This is a genomic window from Primorskyibacter sedentarius, assembly GCF_004342065.1.
In the GTDB taxonomy this organism is placed as follows: Bacteria; Pseudomonadota; Alphaproteobacteria; order Rhodobacterales; family Rhodobacteraceae; genus Primorskyibacter; species Primorskyibacter sedentarius.
Window position 1 is genome coordinate 374,154 of sequence record NZ_SLZU01000002.1, and the last position, 24,285, is coordinate 398,438.

Sequence of the window (24,285 nt, forward strand, 5' to 3'; positions counted from 1 at the left end):
CGTAGATGGAAACCAAGGCCAATTTTGTGCTGATCGGCGCTGTGACCGTGCTGGGGATCCTTGGGGTTCTGGGCTTTCTGATCTGGTTCGCGAAGATCGAGATAGACCGCCAATACGCGTTGTATGACGTGCGCTTCGATAGCGTCTCTGGACTGGGGATGGCGGGGGATGTGCGCTATAACGGCCTGTCCGTGGGGCAGGTTGTTGCGCTTGATCTTGATCCTGAAGATCCCAGCAAGGTGCGCGTGCGGATCGAAGTGGATGCAGGCACCCCGGTCAAGACAGACACCACGGCGCAGCTTAGCTCGCAGGGCGTAACCGGTGTGTCCTTCGTGGCCCTGTCTGGCGGCAGCGCAGGGGCGCCCTTGCTGATCGATAGTGTCGACGCCGGTACTGTCCCGGAAATCCCGGCAGAGCGTTCCGTGGTGCAGGCACTGACCGAAGACGCGCCGGACCTGGTGGAAGAGGCAATCGCCGCGATCAGGGAGCTTCGCAGCTTTCTGAGCGACGAGAACCGGGCATCAGTGGCAACGGTCTTGCAGAACCTCGAAAGCGCCTCTGGCCAGCTGGAGACCGCCCTGAGTGATTTTTCGGATATCTCCCGGACGGTATCTGACGGCACGGCGCAGATATCCAGCTTTACCGGACGGCTCGACGCGATTGGCACCACGGTGCAGGAGACGCTTGTCAATGTGAGCGAAACGCTGGAGGTCGCCAAGACCGCAATCGCCGAAGTCTCGCCGACGATGCAGGCGGCACAGGGCGCGTTCACCACCGCCGATGCCACGCTCAAGGACGTTGACGCGCTGGTGCAGACACGCGTTCCCGACATTGCCGACGATCTGGAGACCGCGATCGCGTCGATCGAGACGACCTCGACACAACTGCGCACGCAGCTCGACACCGTGCTGGGCCAGTTCGGCGGCACCGCAGAGATTGCGACGCAACGGCTTGCCGAGCTTGAAGCGACCATTGCGACACTGGACCTGACTCTCGCCGAGGCCCGGACGTCGATGGCAGCGGTCGAAAGTGCGTCTGTCTCCTTCGAAGGGCTGATGGAGGGCGAGGGTGCGGCATTGGTGGCCGATGCCCGCCAGACCCTTGCGATGGTCGAAGACACGATCACGGGGCTGGACAAGACCTTCAAAGAGGATGTTCCGGCCATTGTTTCGGATGTCCGCAGCGCCGTGACCACAGCCACGAATGTGGTCGAGCAGGTCTCTGCGGATCTGTCGAAATTCTCGGACCGGCTCGATCCGCTGGTGACCAGCGGCGAGACGGCGTTGACGGCTGCGACGGAAACGCTGGGCAATGCCAATCGGACGCTGGCCAACCTTGACCGGGCGCTTGGCACGACCGAAGAGACGCTGAACGTTGCCCGCAGCACCTTTGCCGAGGCGGAAACCGCGATCACGACCGACCTGGGGCCAGCCATTGCCGATGTGCGGACCGCTGCCGGGCAGTTCGGGGACACAATGGCGACGCTATCGGACGACATCCCTGCCGTGACGCGCGATTTGCGCACGGCCATGGCGCGGGCGCTGGAGGTTATCGATCAGATAAAGGGCACGGTTTTGGCAAGCGCCCCTTCGATCCAGACATTCGCCCGGACGGGCCTGCCGGAATTCACGCAATTCGCGCTGGAGGCGCAAAAGCTGGTCACCGGTCTGGAGCAGCTGACGCGCAAGATGGAACGCGACCCCGCGCGGTTCTTCTTCGGCAACAACATCCCCGAATTCAGGAGATAACCCGCCATGACCCCAGCATCCGCGATCCGATTTGCCCTGTTCTGGCTGGGTCTTTCCCTGCTGGCGGGCTGCTCTGCCCTGTCGAGTATCGAGAGCGCCTCGCAACCGCTCAACACCTTTGAACTGAGCCCGCTGCCCGCCGGTGCGGTCGCGGTGTCCAGGGGGCGCAGCCAGTTGGAGGTTGCCGCACCGACAGCGACAGGTGCGCTGACCAGCGACCGGATCGTCATCAAGCCGAATGCGCTTCAGGTTCAGGTGCTGCCAGAGGCGCGCTGGGTGGACGAAACGACCGAGCATGTGCAGCTTCTTCTGGTGCGCTCTCTGACCAATTCCGGGATGTTCGGTCTGGTTTCTGCCGAAGGGGCGGGGCCAAGGCCGGATTTCCTGCTTCTCACGGATCTGCAGGCGTTTCAGGTCGAAACGGGCGCCGACCAACAGGCCGTCGTCATTCGCACCAACATGACGCTCTTGCGGGACGACGACGGGGCAGTTGTCTCTGCCCGCAGCTTCGAGAATTCCGTGCCCGTCGCAGACACCACCGCAGGTCAGGTCGTCTTTGCTTTCGATCAGGCAATGACCCAGCAAATGACGGACATGCTGCGGTGGCTGGACCGCTTGCCGGGCGTCTGACCGCCCGGACGCTACAGAAGCGCGTGCATATCCTGTAGCTTGTTGCGAATCCGGTTGGCCGTCTCACCCAGAGAGCCGCTATCGGGTGAAGGTTTGCCATCTTCGATTTGGCGCGCCCATTCGGAAATCTCGGTGAAGCCAAGCACAAGCGAAGAGCCTTTGAGGGAATGCGCCTCTTTCGACATGGCGTCTTCATCGCCTTCGTCTATGGCCGCGGTGATCCGGTCGATCCGCAGCGATGAATCCAGCACAAATTTACGCACGAGGTCGCTGAGATCCTCGACCGTGAACATCTGCAGCAACTCGTCAACCGCGCCGGGCGACATCAGTTTCAACAGGGGCGCCTCATCCCCCGAGGCCGGTGCGTCCTCGCTGGGCGTTTCGGCGGGGGCCGCTGCGGTTTCGACCTTGCGGGGCTTCCTGCTAAGCGCGGTTTCCAACGCCAGCTTGAGCTCGTCGAAGGGGATCGGCTTTGAGAGCACTGTATCAATGCCAACAAGCGTTGCTTCTTCCTCGATGGCGTCCATGACATGGGCAGTCAGCGCCAGGATCGGGGGAAGCTCCCGGTCCGACCATTTCTGCCGGATGCGGCGCGTGGCCTCCAGCCCGTCCATTTCCGGCATGGCCACGTCCATCAGCACCAGATCATGCTTGTCGGGCGAAAACATCTCCAGCGCGATGCGCCCGTTTTCGGCCAGTTCGGCGTTCAGCTGCATCCGGTTGGCATAGGTCAGCAAAAGCTTCTGGTTGATGATGTTGTCTTCGGCGATCAGAACACGTTTGCCGACAAGGCTTTCCAGACTGTCGCTGTCCTCCAGGCTGCCCGTCTTGTTCTGGTTCGAAGCCGGCAGGGCCACGACCTCGACCGGCAGTTCGATCCAGAAGGTCGATCCGACACCGGGAATGCTCTGCACGCCGATCTTGCCGCCAACGCCCTCGATGATGCGTTTGCAGATCGCAAGCCCAAGCCCCGTGCCCTGCGCGGCGGCGGTCAGGGCGTTTGAAACCTGCGAAAAATCCTTGAACAGGTCGCTCAGCTTGTCTTCGGGGATACCGACGCCGAAATCTTCAACCTCGACCCGCAGCAACGCATCTTTCGGATGCGGCGTTGCCTGCGCGCGAATGATGATCGGCCCCTCGGTCGAGTAGCGCAACGCATTGCTGATCAGGTTCGAAATCAACTGCCTGATGCGCGTCGCGTCGCCAAGGAACAGCTTGGGAACGCTCGCATCGATCTTGGCGATGATCTGACGGTTGGCGCCCTTGTCGTTCGACCCGGCAAGGATGCGCACACTTTCGACAAGCGCGCGGATATCGACGCTTTCTTCCTCGAAGACAAAGACACCGGCCTCCATCTTCGAGAAATCAAGCACATCATTGACGATACGGCTCAGACCCACGCCCGCAGTCTTGGCGTAATTCAGCAATTCCTTCTTCGCCGGATCGGTTTCGTCCATGGAAAGCAGGTCGATCATGCCAAGCATTCCGCCAAGCGGCGTTCTGATCTCGTGGCTCATCGTGGCCACAAACCGGCTTCTGGCGGTCGAGGCGGCTTCGGCGCGTTCCAGTGCGGTTTGCAGTTCGGCCGTTCGTTCAGAGACCCGCTGCTCCAGCTGCGTCGAATGGGCGCTCAGCTTTTCATTGGCCAGAAAAAGCTCTCGGCTCTTCTGTTCCAGAAGAGCCTCCGCTTCCTGACGCGCCATTTGTTCGCGCTGGTATCGCCGCCGAGATACGCGGTCAGCGGGCTCTTCATTCATGCGGCTTTTCCGGCTTTCTTGGTCAGCGTGATGTCGAATTTGGCCGAGTCTGCCTGTGCGGCAACCGGACAACGCTGAATGTCGGCTGCCTCATTGAACCGTTCCAGCGAGGCTTCGATCATGCCGTGGCAGAATTCCACCAGGGGGCGCGGCGAGGTATAGACCATTTCCAGATGATCTTCGGCGATCCGCTCGGTCGTGAATTTCGGAAGCTCCGCATCGGGGTAAAGTTTCTTGACCTCGACGTGAATTTCTCCGTCCACCGCTTCGAGCAGGCCGAACGTGTCTTTCTTGTCCTTGAAAAAACCGGGGTAGTTTTCGACGAAGTGATCCATGATCCAGTGACCGAACTTGCGTTGCAGGTCTTCCGGGCTGATCCCGGAATGTTCACTGAAAGCCACGACGATCTTGACCAGCTCGGAACAGGGATAGTTGCCGACCGCAGTAAAGGCGCCGCCGTTTTCCAGATCTGCCTTGTCGAGCACGTCGTCCACGGTGTCCTCGCCAAAGGCGTCCTCTGCCATCTTGATGAGTTCTACGAAGATTGTGCCTTTCATGATGGCGCCTCCCTTGCGATCCACCTGCCGTTTTGCGGCCTGTCTTACATGGCCGGTCCGGGGTTGCCCGACTTTGCGGGGGTCGGATCAGCCGGTTACATTGCGCGATCTGTGATCGGAATTGCGCGGCCATGCAAGGTGACTCCGGGGTCAACTTTCCCAGTAGAACCACTCACCGGCTATTACGCCCACCTTTTTCGCATCGTGACGAAGCTGCGCCACTCAACCATTGGAAGATTACGAGGGAATCGCATTCGTGGCAACAAACGCCGACCGCTCGTCTTGCGTGGCGACGTTAGGGAAATACCCGACAACGGGTGGCGTCGCCCGTGGCGGGACGACCCCCGCCGGTTCTGGCGGTCTTTTTGCCGGGGTTTGCGGGGCGGTCAGCGCGAGGATTCAGGCTCCACGCACGACGTGTATGGCAGGTGGTCCAACCACAGCGATTCGATCCTGCCGCTGCCTCGCATGTCTCAGCTGTCCAGCCCGCGGGGTCTTGGGCCGCCCGTTGCCCAATCCAGCAGTTCGACGGTATGGACGACAGGCACCCCCGTGCCAGATCCGATCTGCATCATGCATCCGATATTCCCTGCAGCGATGACGTCTGGTCTCAGCGCTTCGAGTGTCCCGACCTTGCGCGCCTTGAGCTGGCCGGAGATTTCGGGCTGCATCAGGTTGTAGGTCCCCGCCGAACCACAGCAGAGATGCGAATCCGCAGGTTCCGCCACCCGGAACCCCGCGCGTTTGAGCAGCGTCTTCGGATGCGTCTTGACCTTCTGGCCGTGTTGAAGCGAACAGGCGGCGTGATAGGCGACGGTCAGATCCTTGGTGTCCCCCTCGGGCAGGTCCAGCTTCATCAGCAATTCGCTGATGTCCATCGCAATAGCGGAAACGCGCGCGGCATCCCCGGCCATGGGCCCGTTCCGGAACATGTGGCCGTAATCCTTCACAGTGGTCCCGCAACCGGAAGTGTTGATGACGATGCCGTCCAGACCGTCGCCATCCATTTCTTCCACCCATGCACGGATATTCGCCGCAGCAGAGCCATGCGCCTCGGCCTCGCGGCCCATGTGATGGGTCAGCGCCCCGCAGCAGCCAGCGCCCTTGGCCACCACCACCTCGCAGCCCAAACGGCGCAGAAGACGGATGGTGGCATCGTTGATGTCAGTGTTCAGCGCCTTCTGCGCGCAGCCCGTCATCAGCGCCACCCGCATCTTGCGCGGACCCTTTGGCGCAAATCTTTGCGGGTCGTCGTTGCGGCTGACCGGGGGTATGCGTTTGGGTGCCATTTCAAGCATGGCGCGCAGCCGCGGATCGGGCAGAAACCGCGCGAAGGGGCGCCCCAGCTTTGCCCCAAGCAGGGCCAGCCGGAACCGGCCCGGATAGGGCAGGATTTTCGCCAGCATCCAGCGCAGCGCGCGGTCATGCCAGGGCCGGGTGTAGTTCTGCTCGATATAGGCGCGGGCGTGGTCCACCAGATGCATGTAATGCACGCCCGAGGGGCAGGTCGTCATGCAGGCGAGGCAGGACAGGCAGCGGTCGATGTGTCGAACGGTCTTTTCGTCCGGCACGCGCTCGTTTTCCAGCATGTCCTTGATCAGGTAGATGCGGCCGCGCGGGCTGTCCAATTCATCGCCCAGCACCTGATAGGTGGGGCAGGTCGCCGTGCAGAACCCGCAATGCACGCAGGAGCGCAGGATCTCGTTGGCGCGGGCGGTGGCGGGATCTTTCAGCTGGTCCGGGGTGAAGGTCGTCTGCATCGGTTATCCCATCAATCCGGGGTTCAGAATGCCGCGCGGATCAAATTTGCCGCGCAGGCCGTTGGCGATGTTTTGCAAGGGCGCAGGTTCGGGATGGAAGACGCCCAACCGTGCCTTCGTTTCGTCCGAGGCGCGGATCAGCGTGGCATGTCCTGAAAACGCCCCAAGTGCTGCGCGCAGATCGGTGCCCTCGGCAACCCGGAGCCACACCAGACCGCCTCCCCAATCGTAAAGCGCATCCAGCGGGGCGACACGCGCCACCAATCCGGGCGCATCGCTTGGCTTGATGGACAAGCGCCAGACGTCGCCGGGCGCGCCGACAAAAGGTTGGACATCCCGCGCCCAGAGCCAATCAGCGTCAGCCACCTGCCAGTCGCCGTTACCGCCAAGCAGTTTGCAAAGCGCATCCGCCCGATAGGCGACCGAGTCGGTGAACCCTTCGACGCGCAGCATGGTGACGCTCTTGCCCCCTTGCCGGTCAATGTGATGCACCGCCCCGTTGACCTCGAAGGGAGACCCCAGTGCGGCCGACATCGCGCGCACAGCGGTCACATCGTCCAGCCCGTAGGCGCGCACGGTCTTTGTGGCATCCGGGATCGGCAACACTTTGAACGACACTTCGCTCAGAACCCCCAGCGTGCTAAAGCTGCCCGCCAGCAGCTTTACCAGATCATAGCCGGTGACATTCTTCATCACCCGGCCACCGTTCTTCAGGATCGTGCCCATGCCGTCGACAAATCGTACCCCGATCAGCGAATCGCGACAGGCTCCGGCCTGCACGCGGCGCGGGCCGGACACATTTGCCGCCACCACGCCGCCAATCGTCGGGATGCCCTCGGTGCCAAGCAGCGCGCGGTGATCCATCGGCTCAAAGGGCAGGCGCTGTCCTTCTGCGGCCAGCGCGGCCTCAACATCAGCCAGGGGTGTGCCTGCCTTGACCACCAGCGTCAGCGCGCCGGGTTCATAAAGGCTGATACCGCTCAGCCCGGCCAGTGACAGGACCTCGCCCGCCACCTTCTGACCGATGGTCCGCGTCCCGCCGCCGCGGATTGCAAGCGGACCTTGCGCGGCGGCAATCATCTCGGCCAGTTCGGTCTCTGTCTCTGGTCGCATTGTCTTTGGTCCCTGTATTCTGCGGGGGGTAGGCCGGGGCTGGCCCCTATTCGGCCGCCAGCCGCGCCACGCGCCGCGATTGCGACGATGCAAGCGGAAAGACCTTGGCGGGGTTCAGCAACCATTGCGGATCGAAGACGTCCTTCACCGCCATTTGCGCCTCCATATCCGCCGGGTCAAACTGGTCCACCATCAGATCGCGCTTTTCGATGCCGACGCCATGTTCGCCGGTCAGGCAGCCGCCGACTTCGACACAAAGCCGCAGAATGTCGGCGCCCAACGCCTCGCACAGTTCCAGATCGCCGGGCTTGTTGGCATCGAACAGGATCAGCGGATGCATATTGCCGTCGCCCGCGTGAAACACGTTGGCCACGTCCAGCCCGTAGGATTTCGACAGCTCACCAATCCGGCGCAGCACCATTGGCAGCGCTGTCACCGGGATCGTGCCGTCCAGACACATGTAATCGTTGATCTGCCCCATCGCGCCAAAGGCGGACTTGCGGCCCAGCCAGATGCGCGCGCTTTCATCCTCGGACTGGCTCTCTCGCAGCTCCACCGGGTTATGCTGCCGGGCGATTTGCAGGATCAGGCCAAGCTGTTCGTCAATCTCGGCGGGCGAGCCTTCGACCTCGACAATCAGCAGCGCTTCGCACATCGGGTAGCCGGCATGCGCGAAGGCTTCGCAGGCTTCGATGCAGGGGCGATCCATGAATTCGATGGCGACGGGCAGAACACCAGCCTTGATGATGTCGGACACGCAGGCACCGGCAACCTCGTTGGAGTCAAACCCCATAAGAACGGGCCGCGCGCCTTCAGGTTTGGGCAGAATGCGCAAGGTTGCCTCTGTCACCACGCTTAGCTGTCCTTCGGACCCGCAGATCACGCCAAGCAGATCCAGCCCGGCGGCATCCAGATGCGCGCCGCCCATCTCGACCACGGTGCCGTCCATCAGCACGACCGTGGCACCCAGCAGATTGTTCGTCGTCACGCCGTATTTCAGGCAATGCGCCCCGCCCGAATTCATCGCAATGTTGCCAGCAATCGCACAGGCCAGCTGCGAAGAGGGGTCGGGCGCGTAGAAAAAGCCGTTCTCCTCGACCGCACCGGTTACCGACAAATTCGTGCGTCCGGTCTGCACGCGGATAAACCGGTTGTCGTAGTCGGTTTCCAGAACCGCATTCATCCGCGCAACGCCCAGAATCACCGAGTCTGCGGTTGGCAATGCGCCGCCCGCAAGGGACGTTCCCGCGCCGCGCGGCACCACGGGCACGCCTTCCTCATGGCAGATGCGCAGCACGGCAGAGACATCCTGCGTGCTGGTGGGCAGCACCGCAGCCAGCGGCGGGCAGCGATAGGCCGTCAACGCGTCGCATTCATAGGCGCGGGTTTCCGATATGTCCGAAATCACGGCACCCTTGGGCAGCACCTCTTGCAGTCTGGCAACGATATGACCCTTGCGGGCAAGGATCGAAGCATCGGGGTCTGGCATCTGCATCTGGAGTCCTTCCGCATGATTGGTCAGAAAATATAACCAATTTTTCCATCTGGCAACCGCAATGCCGCGGACCTATGGTCGCAAGCATGACATGGTCCGAAATCCTCTCTGTTTTCTCGCCGCTGGATTTCGCCGCGGTTGCTCTTTTGTTCGTTGCCTGGGTAGCGATCGGACTGGTGATAGAATACCCGCCCGCATCGCGCCCGTCAGTCTCTGCTTTGATGGCAGAATACAGGCGCGAGTGGATGAGACAATTCGTAACCCGCGATCCGCGCATCTTCGACGCCCAGATCGTTTCAAACCTTCGGCAAGGCACGGCTTTCTTCGCATCCGCCAGCATGATTGCGGTGGGGGGCGGGTTGGCGCTGGTCGGAAATTCCGAACAACTGACCGGCATCGCCGAGGATCTGATCCAGACGAACGAACCGGACGTGTTCTGGGAGATCAAGCTGGTCGTCATGCTTTTGTTTGCGGCCAATGCGTTCCTGAAATTCGTCTGGTCGCATCGCCTGTTCGGCTACTGTTCGGTGCTTATGGCGGCAACGCCGAACGATCCGTCGGACCCGCGCGCCTATCCCGCCGCGGCCAAGGCGGCAGAGATCAACATCACCGCCGCGCGCGGCTATAATCGCGGGCTGCGCAGCGTCTATTTCGGGATCGGAGCCTCGGCCTGGTTGCTGGGTGCCTTGCCGCTGATCCTTGCGGTCATAGCGACGCTGATCATCGTCGGCCGACGGGAATTTGCGTCGGATTCGCGGATAGTGTTGCTGGATAACCCCGCTCTCGAAGGCCACACGCAGACGTGAGTGCAAGAGGTAATCGGCAGTGTTAACTTCTGGCGCATGAAAACAGCTGCCCTTATCCTCGCCCTATTGCCGCTCGCCACTCCGGCCCTTGCGGATTTTCCGAAGATCGAATCCGTCGATGCCGTGAAATCCGGCATGGGATGGCGGTTCTCGGTAACCCTGTCCCATCCCGATACCGGGTGGGATCATTATGCCGACGGTTGGGAAATCGTCGATGCAGAGGGCAACATTCTGGGAACTCGCCAATTGATGCACCCGCATGTGTCAGAGCAGCCCTTCACCCGGTCGCTTAACGCCGTGATGGTGCCTGACGGCGTGCGTGAGGTTTTCGTGCGCGCCAAATGTTCTGTCGCCGGATGGTCCGGTGACCTTGTCCCGGTCGCCCTGTCACCCGGTGGCTAAGCGGCACTGGCCCAACGCCGTTTCAGTTTCTGCCCTCGCGCAGCCAAGCGCCCACAATCAGCCCTGACGCCAGCAACAGGACAAGCCACGCAGGCAGCAGTGGCGTTTGTGTTACGTCTTGCGTGCGGAACGCGCCTCGCGGTGTCAGTCCGATCCAGCCGCGCCCGGCTGCGGGCCGACCTTCCCGAACCTCGCGCAGTGTCGGCAGCCCGTCTTCGAGCCTTGGCGTTCCGCCGCGCATCGTGTCGACAACAGGTTGCAGAAGCTCTGCCGTGGCGATGGTCTGTTCAAATTCCCGGGGGGCGGCGGGGCCAAGGCCGATCACGCTTTCCATCTCGCCTTCGGCCAAGCGGTACAGCCCGATTTCCGGCCCTTCATACAGCGCCTCGAACCGGCCCGGAGAGACTTCTTCCAGCGGCAGTTCGATCGTTTCGCCGTCTGGCCGCGTGATCGTGACCGGCCCAGCTGCCTCTTCCAGCGTGCGGCGGATGATGCGCATCGTCTGGCCGGTCGGTTCCGCCCAAAGCGCCTCTTCCTCAAGCTCCGGCTCTTTCATCATCCAGTGGGCAAGGCGGCGCAAAAGCTCCAGTTGAGGCCCGCCCCCTTCGAAGCCACGGTTCCAAAGCCAGGCATGGTCCGACGCCAGAAGCGCAACCCGGCCCTCGCCAACACGGTCAAGGATCAGCAGCGGGCGCTCCTCGACCCCTGACATCAGCACATCGCCTTCTGTCGTGGTGACATCAATCTGGCGCAGCCATCTGCCCCAGCTTTCTGGATCGCCCAGCCCGTCGGTCACCGGGTGACGCTGGCCAAGATCCGTGACTTGCGGGCGATACCCTTCGTCGATCACCCGTGCAGAGGGTTCAGCGGGCAGGATGGTGCCCAGTGGCGAGCGGTAAAGGCTGTCTGCGCTGGCGAAATCCGGCCCGGCAGCGACCAGAACCGCGCCGCCATTCGCCACGTAATTGCGCACATTGTCGAGGTAGATGGACGGCAGGATGCCGCGCCGCTTGTAGCGGTCAAAGATGATGAGGTCGAAATCGTCGATCTTCTCAAGGAACAGCTCGCGGGTTGGAAAGGCGATCAGGGAGAGTTCTGTCACCGGCACGCCGTCCTGCTTTTCGGGTGGGCGCAGAATGGTGAAATGCACCAGATCCACCGAAGAGTCGGATTTCAGAAGGTTGCGCCATGTCCGCCCGCCTGCATGCGGCTCGCCCGACACCAGCAGCACGCGCAGGCGGTCGCGCACGCCGTTGATCTGTACCAAAGCCGCGTTGTTGCGGTCGGTTAGCTCGCCTTCGGCCTCTGGCACGGAAAAGCGGATCACGTTGCGCCCGCCATGGGGCAGGGTGATTGGCAGCTCGATATCTTCGCCCAAAGGCACCTGAAAGCGCTGCGCATCGGCACCGTCGATGGAGATGTCGAGCGGTGTAAGGCCGGTCTCGCCGGGTGCGGCGCCGCTATCCTCGATCTTCAGGGTCAGCGTGACAGGTTCGCCCAGAATGGCAAAAGCAGGCGCGTTGCGAACGATCAGGCGTCGGTCCCAATCGGTTTCCTTTCCGGTCAACAGGAGGTGCAGTGGCGCGGGCAGATCGGGCGCGCGCTCCAGGTCGTGCAGGCGACCGTCCGACAGCAGCAGGATGCCTGCGATCCGGGCGCGGGGTTCCTCTGCCAGTGCGGCATTCAGGGCGGTCATGATCTGCGTGCCGGCGTCTTCTTCGCCATCACCAATCTCGATGCGGCGCAGCTCTGTATTGGGGCGCGCCTCTATCCGGGCGGCGAGCGTGTCTGCGGCCTCTTGCGTGATGCCCGCCCGGTCGGCCAGCGTTTGGCTGGCGCTCTTGTCGACCAGCATGATGACAATGTCCGACAGGGCAGCGCGGTCCTCCACCTGCCAGCTGGGTTGCGCAATCGCCCCAATCAGCGCCAGCGCGGCGAGGGCGCGCAGGGCCCAGCCTGACAGGCCCCGCCACAGTGCCAGAACGACGCCAAGCGCCGCGACGCCTGCCAGAACGGCGAGGATCGGCCAGGGCAGAAGCGGATCGAATATGATGTTCCCGGTCATTGGCCCAACCTGTCGAGAAGTGCGGGGACATGCACCTGATCGGATTTGTAATTGCCGGTCAGCACATGCATCACGAGGTTGACGCCGAAGCGGTAGGCAAGCTCGCGCTGCCGCTCCCCGGCAAAGCCGCGGCCCACCGGAAACAGGGGCGTTCCGCGATTGTCCATCGCCCAGGCGGCCGCCCAGTCATTGCCGCCGATCACCACCGGTGTCACATTGTCGTTGAGGTTACGAAAGGGCATGCCTTCGACCAGTTCGGCATCGGGTGGCGCGGCCTCGACCCACACATCCCGTACGTTGTAGCGCCCCGGAAAATCCTGAAGCAGGTAGAAGGTGCGCGTCAGCACGTGATCCGCCGGGATCGGTTCCAGCGGCGGAATGTCCAGCGGCGCGGCAAGGGCCTGCAATTTGCGGCCATTGGGGCTGCTGGCACCAAAGCGGGCAACATCGGCATCGCGCGTGTCAAACAGGATCATGCCGCCTGATCTGAGATAAGCGTTGAGCTTTGCATAGGCCTCGTCCGAGGGGGTTGGCTGGTCGGGTGTGACCGGCCAGTAGAGCAGCGGAAAAAAGGCCAGCTCGTCGGTTTCAAGGTTCACGCCGATCGGTTCTGCCGGTTCAACGGATGTGCGGAAGAACAGGGTTTCGGACAGGCCCAGCAGGCCGGCCTGCGCCATGTCATCCAGTGCGCTGTCGCCGGTCAGGACATGGGCCAGCGTCACCTCGGACGCCGCGCGGATCGCGAAAGCCTCTTCGCTGGCGCTTTGCGCCGGGGCGTCTTGCGGCACCAGCATCAGGGCAAGGCCAATTCCGGCCACGGTGGTGCCTGCGCTGCGCAGCCGACCAGACAGCGCGAGGCTGGCGATCACATCGGCCACCAGCAACAGCGTCGCGAGGCCAAGAAGATAGCCCGAGAGCGGAGTTTCCTGCGGCCGTTCGAGCCCGGTGACGGCGATACGCGCGGGCCAGTCCATCGCGGCGAGTTGCGTGTCGGCGCCGATCACATTGCGTGCAAGGCTGCGATCCTCGCCCTGATACAGCCCCGGTTGCAGCTCTGACCCAAGCGGTGCAGCAGCCAGATCTTCACCCGTGACACCGGGCAAGGTGTCGGCCTTCTCCAACTCTCCAAACCCGTTCAACACGGAAACGGGCTGCCAGATCGTGCCTGCCAGATCCTCGGCATTCGGGGCCTCATTGGCGGAGGAGACCGAAAGCCGCTCCAGCATCTGCACGAAGAGGCCCGACAGCGGCAAGCTGGACCATTCGGCATTGGCGGTGACGTGCACCAGCACGACCTGCCCGGCACCGATGCGCTTGCGCGTGACCAGCGGCGTGCCATCGCTGAGCGAGGCAATGACGCGGTCAGCCAGCGTCGGATCGGGCTGGGCCATGACCTGCGCAGACACCGTGACCTCACCGGTGACCGGAAGGCCGAAGAATGGGCTGTCCTGCGGGAATTCGGCCAGTTCCTTGGGTTCGCCCCAGCTCATCGCGCCACCGACGGTGCGGCCACCGACACGCAGGCGCACGGGCATCAGGGGGTTTTCCTCGGCGCGGCTGATATCGCTGGCAGCAAGGCGTGGCCCGGCAAAGCGCAACAGCATGCCACCCTTTTCGACCCAGTCCAGCAGGCCCGCCTCCTCGGCCTCTGACAGCGTGGCGACATCGGCCAGAACGATCACGTCCGGGTTCGCAGGCAGGATCTCTGCCAAGGAGCCGTCCAGCAGGTCGGCGGTGGGGGCAAGCGCCTTGGTCAGGTAGTGCAGCGGCGAAAGCAGCTCCAGCCCCTCGCGATCTTCGCGGCCCGCGATCAGGGCAACTTCGCGACGCCTCAGGCTGTCATCGGGAAGGGACACGGCGCCGGCACTGCGCTGGCCTTCGATCTCGAACCGGTTGATGCGGGCGCGCAGTTCCGAAGGAAGGGAGAGTTCGACACTGGCCTGCGCGGAATCGACGGGGAATGTCGCGGGGACACGCGCCAGCACGGCCGGGCTGCCAGACGGGTCAACCCCATGCGCCACGACAGAGATTGTGCGCTCGCCCACGCCGCCCAGACGTTGCGCGGTCAGCACGACATTGCCTGCGTCGAATTCCGCCGGATGCAGCGCCATCAGGCTGCGCGGGCTTTCGATCACCCGCACCGCGCCGTGGCCTTCCAGGGCGCTCAGAACGGTGTTGCGACTGTCACGGGCCAGCCCGTCGGACAGCCACAGCGTATCGAACGGGCCATCCGGCAGGATGTCAGCGCTGCGCGCCATGTCGGCGTCTGTCGGCTCCCATGCGGCGGGGAGAATGCCGGTCAGACGCGCGCGGATGGCATCGGCGCTTTGGAATTCCGGCTGCTCTGGCGCGGTCAGACGCAGCAATGCGACAGGGCGGCTTTCGCGGGTCGCTTGCGCAAGGGCGGCATCCAGCGCGTCCTGCCGCGCCGACCAGTCGGCAGCGCTGGCCCAGCTTGCATCCATCACGATCAAGAGCGGCCCCGTGCCTGCCTCTTCCTCTGTCTCGGGGTTCAGGACAGGGCCGGCCAGCCCGATGATCACCGCGGCAACGGCCAGCATCCGCAGCAGGAGCAGCCACCACGGCGTGCGGTCACTGACCTGTTCGTCGTCTTTCAGCCCCAGCAAAAGGATCACGCCGGGGAAGAGGCGACGGACCGGCGCAGGCGGCACAGCGCGCAGGATCAGCCAAAGGATCGGCAGAGCCAGAAGCCCCAGCAGCAGCCAGGGCGCGGTGAAACCCAGCGAACCCAGTGTCAGCATCTAGCGACCCCCATCAATGGCGCGGTACATCCAAAGCAATGCGGATTGCGCGCTGTCGCTTGTGTGATGCGTGTGAAATTGCCAGCCCGTCAGCCGACACAGTTGCGACAGCTCTGCCTTGCGGGACGCCAGCCGTTGCAAGTAGCGCTCGCGCAGCTCTGCCGCTTTCAACGTCTCGTGCCGGACCGTATGACCGACGCTTTCGAAAATGGTGCGGCCCTTGAAGGGAAAGCTTTCCTCCAGCGGGTCGAGCACTTGCACAAGCACGCCGCGCACACCGCGATCCGCTGCCTTGGTGAGTGCCTGTGTGATCTGGTCGATCTCGCCCAAAAAGTCGGACACGAAAATGGCGCGCGAATGGGGCAGCATCCCACGCGCTTCCGGTGCGGCGTAATCCTCTTCGGCATCGTGACCAAACGCTTCTGCCAGCCGGGCTATCTGCACCTCGCCAGAACGCGGCGGCAGGCTGCCCCCGGTCAGCCCGACGCGTTCACCGCCCCGCAGTAACATGATGCCCGATGCAAGCGTCAGCAGCCGGGCCCGGTCCGCCTTGGTCGGCAGGTTCTTGTCAGAGTGAAACCGCATCGACGCGCCCTGATCGACCCAAAGCATGACGCTCTGCGCGATCTGCCATTCGCGTTCACGGACAAACTGGCTGTCGCCCCTTGCGGAACGTCGCCAATCGATCATGCGCAGGCTGTCGCCCGCCTGCACGGGCCGGTATTGCCAGAAATCATCGCCCAGACCGGCGCGCCGCCGACCGTGTTCGCCCAGCAGGACGGTGCCGGCCAGATGCTCTGCCCGCGCCAGAAGCGGCGGCAGATGGCTGGCCTCTTCCTCTGCCTGCTGGCGAAGGGGGATGACTGGGTTCACGCGGCGGCCTCTTTGCCCGCCATCCCGGCGGCGACAGAGGAGATGAGGTCTGGCAGGCTTTCGCCCCGTGCCCGCGCCGAAAAGCTAAGCGCCATGCGGTGGGTCAACACAGGCTGCGCAAGGTTGAGCACATCCTCGGGCGAGGGGGCGAGGCGCCCTTCGAGCATGGCGCGCGCCCGGACGGTCAGCATCAGCGCCTGCGCGGCACGCGGGCCGGGGCCCCAGGCGACGGTTTCGCGCACCCGGTCGCTCGCGCTGGGATCTTCGGGGCGGAAGGCGCGCACCAGATCAAGGATCATCTCGACGACGGCGTCACCTACCGGCATCCGGCGCAAGAGTTGCTGCGCCGCGACCAGTTCGGACGCGGTGAAAACCTCATGCGCCTCGTCCTCTGCCACGCCCGTGGTGGCCAGCAGAATGTCCCGCTCTGTCTCTCGGTCCGGGTAATTCACGTCGATCTGTACAAGAAACCGGTCAAGCTGCGCCTCGGGGAGCGGATAGGTGCCTTCCTGCTCAATCGGGTTTTGCGTGGCAAGTACGTGGAATGGCGGGTCCAGCGGGCGGTTTTCGCCCGCCACGGTGACAACGCGTTCCTGCATTGCCTGCAACAGCGCCGATTGCGTTCTGGGGCTGGCGCGGTTGATCTCATCCGCCATCAGAAGCTGGCAGAAGATCGGCCCCGGAATGAAGCGGAAGGCGCGGCTGCCATCGGCGGCTGTATCCAGAACCTCGGAGCCGAGGATGTCGGCGGGCATCAGATCCGGCGTGAACTGCACGCGGTTGCCTTTCAGCCCCATCACCGTTGACAGCGTTTCCACCAGACGCGTCTTGCCAAGGCCCGGAAGTCCGATCAACAGCCCGTGCCCCCCGCATAGCAATGCGGCCAGCACCAGCTCTACCACCCGTTCCTGGCCGATGAACCGCCGGGTGATGGCCGACTTCGCAAGCGCCAGCTTTTCCTCCAGCGCCTCTATTTCGGCGACGAGGTTTTCGGCTTCGGCCATGACAGTACTCCCTTGAACGCTAGTTCGTTTGGTAGGAGTGTATCGCGCAGTACGGAAATGGCAAAAGCAATGAGCGGACAAAATACTGTGACACCGACGGCAGAGACGCTGGCAAGCGCGGCGAAGGCTGCGAAAAAAGGCAAGGGCCTGCCGCCCGTGCATCTGTGGAATCCGCCCTTTTGCGGTGATCTGGACATGCGGATCGCGCGGGATGGCACGTGGTTCTATCTTGGCACGCCGATTGGCCGGAAAGAGCTGGTGCGGCTGTTTTCGACCATCCTGCGCAGGGATGGTGACGATTATTTTCTGGTCACGCCCGTCGAAAAGGTTGGAATCACTGTCGATGACGCGCCCTTCGTGGCGGTGGATTTCACCGTGACGGGCGAGGGGGAGGCGCAAACCCTGTCGTTCGAGACCAATGTCGGGGATCATGCGATGGCCGGTCCCGATCATCCGATCCGCGTGCTGCGCGATCCCGAAACGGGAGAGCCGTCGCCCTATGTTCTGGTGCGCGCAAATCTTGAGGCGCTGATAGACCGCAAGAGCTTTTACCGTCTTGTCGATATCGGAAGCCACCACGAGGTTGATGGCGAAAACTGGTTCGGGTTGTGGTCCGGCGGGCAGTTCTTTCCGATGATTCCTTCGGCTGAACTGCCGGACTGAGGCTCAACCGACCTGCCAATCCCGCAAGTGCCCGATGGTTCGGCTGCTTGGCCCGCTGGCCAGTTCCCAAGACGCGAAGCGCGCCCGCGTTTGTGCGATCGGGGTCGGCAATGCGGGCCCCGATCAATGCTGTCAGGTCGCGCGTGTCAGCCGTAGACCAGCCGTGGCAACCAGGTGATGATCTGCGGGAAGACCATGCACAGCACCAACCCCACGATCTGGAGGAACAGGAAGGGCAGTGCGGATTTGAAGATATCCGTCATCGGGATGTGGTCCGGCGCCACGCCGCGCAGATAGAACAGCGCGTAGCCGAAAGGCGGCGAGAGAAAGCTCATCTGCATGTTCACGAGGTAGAGCACGCCAAACCACAGCACCAGATCCTCGGTACTGTCGAGCCCGAATGCCGCCGCGCCCAGCACCTTGATGATCGGCACGAAGATCGGCACGCAAAGCAGCAGGATGCCGACCCAGTCAAGGAACATGCCGAGGATCACCAGCAGGATCTGCATCAGGATCAGGATGCCCCACGGGCCCAGCCCGGTTGCGGCCAGCGCGTCCTGCACGAATTGCTGCCCGCCCTCCAGAACGTAGAGACCGACAAAGATCGTGGCACCGAACATGATCCAGATGACCATTGCACTGGCCTTCAGCGTGGTGGTGCAGGCCTCACGAACCGTGGGCCAGTCCAGCTTGCGGTGAATGGCGGCGACGATGAAGGCACCGAAGGTGCCGATGCCTGCGGCCTCCACCGGGGTGGCGACGCCCGAGAAGATGATGCCCAGCACCACGACCACCAGCGTGATCGGTGCGGCCATCTTGCCCACCAGTTGCAGCTTTTCAGCGTTGGACACGCGCTCTTCCACCGGGATGGCGGGGCCAAGCGCCGGGTTGATATAGCTGCGCGCAACCACGTAGAAAATATACATCCCCGACAGAAGCAGCCCCGGAATGACGGCGCCTATGAACAGCTCTCCGACCGATTGTTCAGCCACGACCGCATAGATGATGGCAAGGATCGAGGGCGGGATCAGAATGCCCAGCGTTCCGCCCGCCATGATCGACCCCATCGCGATCTTGGGGTCATAGTTGCGTTTCAGCATGGCAGGCAGGGCAATGATGCCCATCGTTACCACCGCCGCGCCGATCACCCCGACCATGGCCGCAAGGATCGTCGAGGCGATGATCGTGGCGGCCGCCAGCCCGCCTTTCAGCCCGCCCATGACCTTGTAGATCACGTCGAACATGTCGTTGATGATGCCCGCCCTTTCCAGCATCGCCGCCATGAAGATGAAGAGCGGGATCGCCGAAAGCTGGTAGTTGGTCATCAGCGGAAAGATGCGCGACGGCACGATGTTCAGCGCGCGCTGATCGCCCAGTATGAACAGGAAGACACAGGCAAGGCCGCCCGTGACGAAGGCAAGCGGCAACCCGGCCATGAGAAGCGCCAGAAGGCTGCCGAACATGATCAGCGTCAGCCACGCGATGTCGATTTCGATACCCATGTAACTCAGTTCCCCCGCGCGATTTCACGGATGTCTTTCGACAGTTTCGACACGCCTTGCAGCACCAGCAGAACCCCGCCAATCACCATGACCCATTTCATCGGCCATAGCGGCACCTCCCATTCGTTGAAGCTGATCTCGCCCCAGCGGATGTTGCTGTCAGTCCATTGGTTCAGGCCAAACCCGCCCAGCATCTCGCCAAAGCCGATCTGCCCGCGCGCCCAGTCCGACAGGACGGAATTGCCCGACGGTACCGCGATGGCGTCCATGGCAAAGATCCACGAGGTCACCAGCAACGTGCCCGCGAAGATGAAGAAGAAGATCGAGGTCAGCAGGTCGACCCATGCCTTTTTCGGCCGGGTGAGCGGCGCATAGAAGATATCGACGCGCACATGGCTTTCGGTCAGCATCGCGTAGGATCCCGCGATCAGGTATTGCATGCCGAACATCAGGTACATCGCCTCGTGTGCCCAGTTGGTGGGGCTGCCAAAGACGTAGCGGGCGATCACCTCGTAGTAGTAGACGAAAACCGCGATCACCGCCCAGTAGGCCACGAACTCGCCGCAGAAAAGCGACAGCCGGTCGATCCAGTTCTCGGCGTAATCGGCGTCTTTCTTCGGGGCCTCCTCGGCCTCGGCGGCGGCGAGCGCCTTTTCCGCCTCTGTCATCTCTTCATGTGCGGGCAATTGCGCGTTCGCGCGGCGCACGAGGCCCGGCAGCAGGATGAAATCGATCAAGAGCAGCGCGAGGATCAGGTAGAGCGCATATCCCGCCGCCTTGTCCCAGAAGGCATGCGCCTGTGCGGCCGTGTCGCGCTGAGGGGTGATCTGCTCCAGCGTAGTGCGGGCGTCTTCCAGCCGCGCCTCGCCTTTGGAGATCGTGTCCTGCGCGCGCGTCAGGCGACGCTCTGCCGATTTCTGCGCGAAAGATCCGCTTTCAGCCGCGTCATATGTCGCCTGCAACTCTGCTAGGTTTGCGCGCGCTTCACCCACGCGGCCTTCTTCGCGCGACACGGTGCGTTCGGCCACACGCAATTCGTTGGCAAAACCCGAGAGCACGGTGCGGGCATCGTGCGTCTGGCCATTGGCGTAAAGCACAAAGAGGAAAATCGGGATATAGACCAGGCCCAGCAGGTTCTTCAGGTAGAACCGGTGCAGGCCAATGATGCCGCCGGTGACGGCGATCATGTAGGCCAGCGGCAGGGTATAGCGTTTCTCTTGCGGCTGCGGACGGCGCGACAGAACCATCGCGACGAGGGGAAAGACAATAAGTCCAACCCAGTACAGCCAATGCGGCAGCGTGAAGCTGAGGCCCGGCATTGCGATCCTCTTTGTGTAAGGTGGTCAAAAAATGCCGCCCGGAGCGCACCCCGGACGGCGAGAGGTAAGTGTCAGATGATCAGAGCTTGAGCTCCAGCCCGTCGGTCAGGGCCGGATCCACATAGCCCAGCGAGCCGGACATCATGTAATCAAGCTGGATCTTGAACACACGCGCGGCCTGCGGGTCGCGGTTGGCATAGTCGAACCAGATCGGCACGGCGACCTCTGTCATCAGCTCCACATCGTCCTGCGTCAGGCGCGTGACCTCTGTGCCGTCAGCCTCGAACTTGCCCCAGGCTTCCTGATCGGCGGCCTGGATCGCGGCATGGTGCATGTCAGAGTAGACATGCGTTTCCATCTCGACGAATTGCTGCATCTCGGGCGACAGCGCGTCCCATGCGGCCTGACCCACCGTGATGTCCATGATGTCGACCGGCTGGTAGAGCGACATGAAGCCCGGAGGGCCCATGACGATGTAATCGGTCACCTGGCTGAAGCCGAGCGCATAGTTCACCGCGGGGCCCACATAGTCGGCCACGTCGATCGTGCCCTTTTCCAGCGCCGGGAAGATTTCCGATCCGGGCAGAACCGTCGTCTCGGCGCCGATGGCGTTGAAAATCTCGGCCACCATGCCGCCGGGCAGGCGCATCTTGCGCCCCGCGAAATCGTCGATGGACCGGATCGGCACCTTGGAGTGGATGATGTTCGGGCCGTGATGCACGGGGCCGACGAAATGCAGACCCTGCGCTGCATAAAGCTCGCGTGCGATATCGATGCCACCCAGCCCGTAATAGAACACGTCGAATTCGTGCGGGTTGCGCAGACCCAGCGGGATCGAGGTCAGGAAGGTTGCCGCGGGAATGATGCCCTGCGCGTAGATGGTGAACGGGTTCACCGCTTCCAGCACGCCGTTCTTCACCGCGTCATATAGCTGGAAATCACCGACGACGTCATTCGCGCCGAAGGGTTGAAACGCCAGTTCTCCGCCGGTCTTTTCCTGAATCGTGCCACACCAGTCCTTGAAGATCTGCAGGCCGGCGCCACCGGGCCAGCTGGTCTGGATCTTCCAGGTCGTGCCGTGCGAAGCAGCTGTCGCGATATGCGGAGCAGCCAGTGTAGCGGCGCCAGCACCGGCAAAGGCGCGCAGCGCACCGCGGCGCGTTGTGAACTTAGTCATGATGTTCTCCTCCCAAAGACAGGCCGGGAGGCGAAATTTCGCGTTCCGCTCGTCCCGGCTGTTCGTAGCGTAACGGCAATTGGCGAAATTGGTAAAGTTTTTTTACACCAAAGCGTTGAACCTTCATCTGCGCCCGTGGAGTCAGGGGGTGTCTTGGTCAGTCGTCCAGATCGCCGTGCACCGCGAATTGATCAAGCCCGGCATCCTGCGGCTCGATCACGCGGAACGCCTCGCGCACGCCTGCCTCGGTCAGCTCGCGGGCGACCGTCAGCAGCGTGTTGGGGGTGTGATCCTCGCAAAGCTCGGCCATATGCGCGATTTCTTCGGCTGCGACGGGGCGGGCGGCCTCTGCCGATGGGGCGCCGTAATAGGTCACGAAATGCTGCGCCAGCAAAGCGGTCAGGGTTTCAAGCTCTGCGGGTTCAACCGCTGTCACGGCAACGAATGTCACGCGCCCCCCCGTTTCCAGCCCAAGCCACCCGTTGGAAAAAGCCTGTCGAGCCTTGCCGGTCAGATCAGCCTCGGTCCAGTTGGAAAATTCGAACCCGCCGGGGATGCACCATTCCCCCGTGCGGGCGGGGCTGGCAAAGACGCGTTGGTCGCTTTCGTCGAAATGAATTGCGCGGGCGAGTTTCATGGCGGGCTCTCCAGTAGGGAGGTGAGGGGGATCAGGCGGGTTTCCTTGCCGGTGCGCAGCAACATCCCGAAATCTTCATCGACACCAAGGAAGGTGCCGGTCTGGCCTTCGGGGCTGGCATCTTCGCCAAGGCCATGTGCCAGACCGCGCCATTCAGCATGCACCGGGCGTGTGCCTTCGGTTTCCCAACGGTTGATCCAGTTGAGCGTGTGGCGCGTCCAGGATTCAACCAGTGCAACCGGCGAGACATCGGCGCAGCCTTCGGCATAAAGCGCCGTCCGGTCCGGGGTGACGCCAGGACTGTCCAGCGGAAGAAGCGGCAGCGCGAAGCCGACGACCAGCCAATCCGGCACGGTGGCCGGGTCGACATCGGACGCCATGACGCGAAACTGACCGCAGCTTGCCCCGTTGACCAGAATGCCGCCTTCCCAGCCCAGATGCACCGCGACCTCTGGCGGGGCGAGCGCACCAAGCGCGTTCTGCAGGCCCACACCGCAAAGCGGCAGCATCGCCATCGCCTTGGCAAGCGGAACCTCGGGGGCAAAGACCAGCGCGGCCTCGACCTGCGTCGGGCCAAGCACATAGGTGACCAGCCCGGCGTCGCACCCCATCGTGGCGCGCATGCAGGCATGATCGAACGCGTTGTCCTGCGCAGGTTCGCCCCACATCAGGGGCGGCAAGGTCGGCGTTTGATCGCCTGACGTCATGCCACCCCCTTTGCCACCAGCGCCACTGCGATATCATGGAAAGCGCGGGCCTGCGCGCCGTCCGGCTGGCTGACCGCGATGGGCGCGCCCCCATCTGCGGCGAGCCGGATCTGAAGATCCAAGGGCACCTCGGCCAGCAATGGCACGCCCAGCTTGGCCGCCTCTGCCGCGACACCGCCATGGCCGAAGACATGTTCCTCGTGCCCGCAGGCAGAGCAGATATGCGTGCTCATATTCTCGATCATGCCCAAGATGGGTACGTTGAGCTGGTTGAACATGTCGATCCCCTTGCGCGCATCGAGCAGGGCAATGTCCTGCGGGGTCGAGACGATGATCGCGCCGTCCACATGAGCCTTCTGGCTCAGCGTCATCTGCACGTCGCCGGTGCCGGGTGGCAGGTCGACCAGCAGCACGTCCAGCGCGCCCCATTGCACCTGCATCATCATCTGCTGCAGCGCGCCCATCAGCATGGGGCCACGCCAGACGACGGCCTGATCCTCGTTGGTCATCAAGCCGATCGACATCATGGTGACGCCGTGGTTGCGCATCGGCAGGATGATCTTGCCATCCGGGCTGGCCGGACGGCCCGAGATGCCCAGCATGCGCGGCTGCGACGGCCCGTAGACATCGGCATCCAGCAGGCCGACGCGGCGGCCCTGCTGCGCCAGCGCACAGGCGAGGTTGGCCGCGACGGTGGACTTGCCCACGCCGCCCTTGCCGGACGCGATGGCGATGATGTGATCCACACCCGGTATCCGCTCTGGCCCCTTTGGTTCTGCGGGGCGTTGCGGGCGCAGATCCGGCGGCGCTTTCTCGGTATGGCCGGTCATCACCACAGACACTTCTGTCACACCGTCAAGCGCCTTCAATGCGGTCTCTGCCTGCGTCTTGATGGCGGCATAGGCTTCGGCATGGCTTGGGGCGATCTCCATCACGAAGCGCACCTTGCCTGCGTCCACGTTCAACGCCCTGACAACGCCGCTGGCGACGATATCGCTGTCCGCGACAGGGTCGGCAATGACCTTGAGCGCGGCCAGAACGGCCTCTCTGCTGGCACTCATGCGGTCAGTCCTGATTGGTGATCGTGCCGGTGACCTCGTGGGTCATGTCCAGCTCTTCAATCGTCACCACGGCCTTGACGGCATAGGATTTTCCCGGCGCACCCTGATCGCGGACGGCCTTTTCGATTGCCTGCTGAGAGGTCACGCCGACCTGTTTGAGGAACTTGCGCATCGACATGTTGAAATCGTCGCTCATATTCATGCTCTTTCTTGCTGGTGATTGACGCAAGCCACAAGGGACGCCTAA

Annotated in this window: 21 protein-coding genes; 5 read left to right on the forward strand and 16 right to left on the reverse strand. The window is 63.0% G+C overall.

Going from position 1 to position 24,285, the window contains the following annotated elements:
* Nucleotides 1–5: 5 nt before the first annotated feature.
* Both EDD52_RS05605 and EDD52_RS05610 read left to right on the forward strand, forming a co-directional pair.
* Nucleotides 6–1,748, forward strand: coding sequence for an MlaD family protein (locus tag EDD52_RS05605; RefSeq protein WP_132242686.1), 1,743 nt, complete (start codon nt 6–8; stop codon nt 1,746–1,748).
* Between the two features lie 6 nt (nt 1,749–1,754).
* Complete coding sequence (locus EDD52_RS05610; RefSeq protein ID WP_132242688.1) at nt 1,755–2,378, forward strand: ABC-type transport auxiliary lipoprotein family protein; 624 nt, start codon at nt 1,755–1,757, stop codon at nt 2,376–2,378.
* An 11-nt stretch (nt 2,379–2,389) separates the two neighbouring features.
* Here EDD52_RS05610 and EDD52_RS05615 read toward each other — a convergent pair whose 3' ends face one another.
* The 5 genes from EDD52_RS05615 to EDD52_RS05635 all read right to left on the reverse strand — a co-directional run bounded on the left by EDD52_RS05615 (nt 2,390) and on the right by EDD52_RS05635 (nt 9,060).
* Nucleotides 2,390–4,135 carry an ATP-binding protein gene (locus EDD52_RS05615; protein ID WP_132242690.1) on the reverse strand — a complete coding sequence of 582 codons (1,746 nt, stop codon included), beginning with the start codon at nt 4,133–4,135 and terminating at the stop codon, nt 2,390–2,392.
* Nucleotides 4,132–4,692 carry a heme NO-binding domain-containing protein gene (locus tag EDD52_RS05620; RefSeq protein ID WP_132242692.1) on the reverse strand — a complete coding sequence of 187 codons (561 nt, stop codon included), beginning with the start codon at nt 4,690–4,692 and terminating at the stop codon, nt 4,132–4,134. The genes EDD52_RS05615 and EDD52_RS05620 overlap by 4 nt, the downstream gene beginning before the upstream one ends.
* A 473-nt stretch (nt 4,693–5,165) precedes the next feature.
* Nucleotides 5,166–6,452: a glycolate oxidase subunit GlcF gene (gene glcF / locus EDD52_RS05625; protein WP_132242694.1), complete on the reverse strand. Its 1,287-nt coding sequence runs from the start codon at nt 6,450–6,452 to the stop codon at nt 5,166–5,168.
* Between the two features lie 3 nt (nt 6,453–6,455).
* Nucleotides 6,456–7,565, reverse strand: coding sequence for an FAD-binding protein (locus EDD52_RS05630; protein ID WP_132242696.1), 1,110 nt, complete (start codon nt 7,563–7,565; stop codon nt 6,456–6,458).
* 46 nt (nt 7,566–7,611) lie between these two features.
* Nucleotides 7,612–9,060, reverse strand: coding sequence for an FAD-linked oxidase C-terminal domain-containing protein (locus EDD52_RS05635; RefSeq protein ID WP_132242698.1), 1,449 nt, complete (start codon nt 9,058–9,060; stop codon nt 7,612–7,614).
* An 86-nt stretch (nt 9,061–9,146) separates the two neighbouring features.
* On the opposite strand from EDD52_RS05635, the gene EDD52_RS05640 reads away from it, so the two are divergent.
* Together EDD52_RS05640 and EDD52_RS05645 are read left to right on the forward strand one after the other, a co-directional pair.
* Nucleotides 9,147–9,866, forward strand: coding sequence for a DUF599 domain-containing protein (locus EDD52_RS05640; RefSeq protein WP_132242700.1), 720 nt, complete (start codon nt 9,147–9,149; stop codon nt 9,864–9,866).
* Between the two features lie 36 nt (nt 9,867–9,902).
* A complete protein-coding gene (locus EDD52_RS05645; RefSeq protein ID WP_132242702.1) occupies nt 9,903–10,268 on the forward strand; it encodes a hypothetical protein in 366 nt (121 codons plus the stop codon).
* A gap of 22 nt (nt 10,269–10,290) precedes the next feature.
* On the opposite strand, the gene EDD52_RS05650 is transcribed toward EDD52_RS05645, so the two are convergent.
* Genes EDD52_RS05650 through EDD52_RS05665 form a run of 4 tightly spaced genes read right to left on the reverse strand, consistent with a single transcriptional unit; the run spans nt 10,291 to nt 16,972 of the window.
* Nucleotides 10,291–12,333, reverse strand: a complete 2,043-nt coding sequence (locus EDD52_RS05650) for a DUF7408 domain-containing protein (protein ID WP_132242704.1) — start codon at nt 12,331–12,333, stop codon at nt 10,291–10,293.
* Nucleotides 12,330–15,095, reverse strand: a complete 2,766-nt coding sequence (locus tag EDD52_RS05655) for a DUF4159 domain-containing protein (protein WP_132242706.1) — start codon at nt 15,093–15,095, stop codon at nt 12,330–12,332. The genes EDD52_RS05650 and EDD52_RS05655 overlap by 4 nt, the downstream gene beginning before the upstream one ends.
* Complete coding sequence (locus EDD52_RS05660; protein WP_132242708.1) at nt 15,096–15,968, reverse strand: DUF58 domain-containing protein; 873 nt, start codon at nt 15,966–15,968, stop codon at nt 15,096–15,098. It lies immediately after the preceding gene.
* Entirely contained in the window at nt 15,965–16,972 is a 1,008-nt protein-coding gene (locus EDD52_RS05665) for an AAA family ATPase (RefSeq protein ID WP_132242710.1), read from the reverse strand. The genes EDD52_RS05660 and EDD52_RS05665 overlap by 4 nt, the downstream gene beginning before the upstream one ends.
* Nucleotides 16,973–17,041: 69 nt before the next feature.
* Between EDD52_RS05665 and EDD52_RS05670 the strand changes: the two genes are divergently transcribed.
* Nucleotides 17,042–17,635 carry a DUF1285 domain-containing protein gene (locus EDD52_RS05670; protein ID WP_132242712.1) on the forward strand — a complete coding sequence of 198 codons (594 nt, stop codon included), beginning with the start codon at nt 17,042–17,044 and terminating at the stop codon, nt 17,633–17,635.
* Nucleotides 17,636–17,781: 146 nt separating this feature from the next.
* Here the strand turns inward: EDD52_RS05670 and EDD52_RS05675 are convergent, their stop codons facing one another.
* The 7 genes from EDD52_RS05675 to EDD52_RS05705 form a co-directional block, all read right to left on the reverse strand.
* On the reverse strand, nt 17,782–19,137 hold the full coding sequence (locus EDD52_RS05675; RefSeq protein WP_132242714.1) for a TRAP transporter large permease: 1,356 nt from the start codon (nt 19,135–19,137) through the stop codon (nt 17,782–17,784).
* A 5-nt stretch (nt 19,138–19,142) separates the two neighbouring features.
* On the reverse strand, nt 19,143–20,456 hold the full coding sequence (locus EDD52_RS05680) for a TRAP transporter small permease subunit (protein WP_132242716.1): 1,314 nt from the start codon (nt 20,454–20,456) through the stop codon (nt 19,143–19,145).
* 79 nt (nt 20,457–20,535) lie between these two features.
* Nucleotides 20,536–21,633 (reverse strand): TRAP transporter substrate-binding protein DctP, encoded by a 1,098-nt coding sequence (gene dctP / locus EDD52_RS05685; protein WP_207905975.1) that lies wholly within the window; start codon nt 21,631–21,633, stop codon nt 20,536–20,538.
* 157 nt (nt 21,634–21,790) lie between these two features.
* Nucleotides 21,791–22,270: a DUF6505 family protein gene (locus EDD52_RS05690; RefSeq protein WP_132242720.1), complete on the reverse strand. Its 480-nt coding sequence runs from the start codon at nt 22,268–22,270 to the stop codon at nt 21,791–21,793.
* Entirely contained in the window at nt 22,267–22,977 is a 711-nt protein-coding gene (locus EDD52_RS05695; RefSeq protein WP_243651847.1) for a biotin/lipoate--protein ligase family protein, read from the reverse strand. Before EDD52_RS05695 ends, EDD52_RS05690 begins: the two co-directional genes overlap by 4 nt.
* Nucleotides 22,974–24,038 (reverse strand): Mrp/NBP35 family ATP-binding protein, encoded by a 1,065-nt coding sequence (locus EDD52_RS05700; protein ID WP_132242722.1) that lies wholly within the window; start codon nt 24,036–24,038, stop codon nt 22,974–22,976. The genes EDD52_RS05695 and EDD52_RS05700 overlap by 4 nt, the downstream gene beginning before the upstream one ends.
* 4 nt (nt 24,039–24,042) lie before the next feature.
* Nucleotides 24,043–24,234, reverse strand: a complete 192-nt coding sequence (locus EDD52_RS05705; protein WP_132242724.1) for a DUF6494 family protein — start codon at nt 24,232–24,234, stop codon at nt 24,043–24,045.
* Nucleotides 24,235–24,285: the final 51 nt, after the last annotated feature.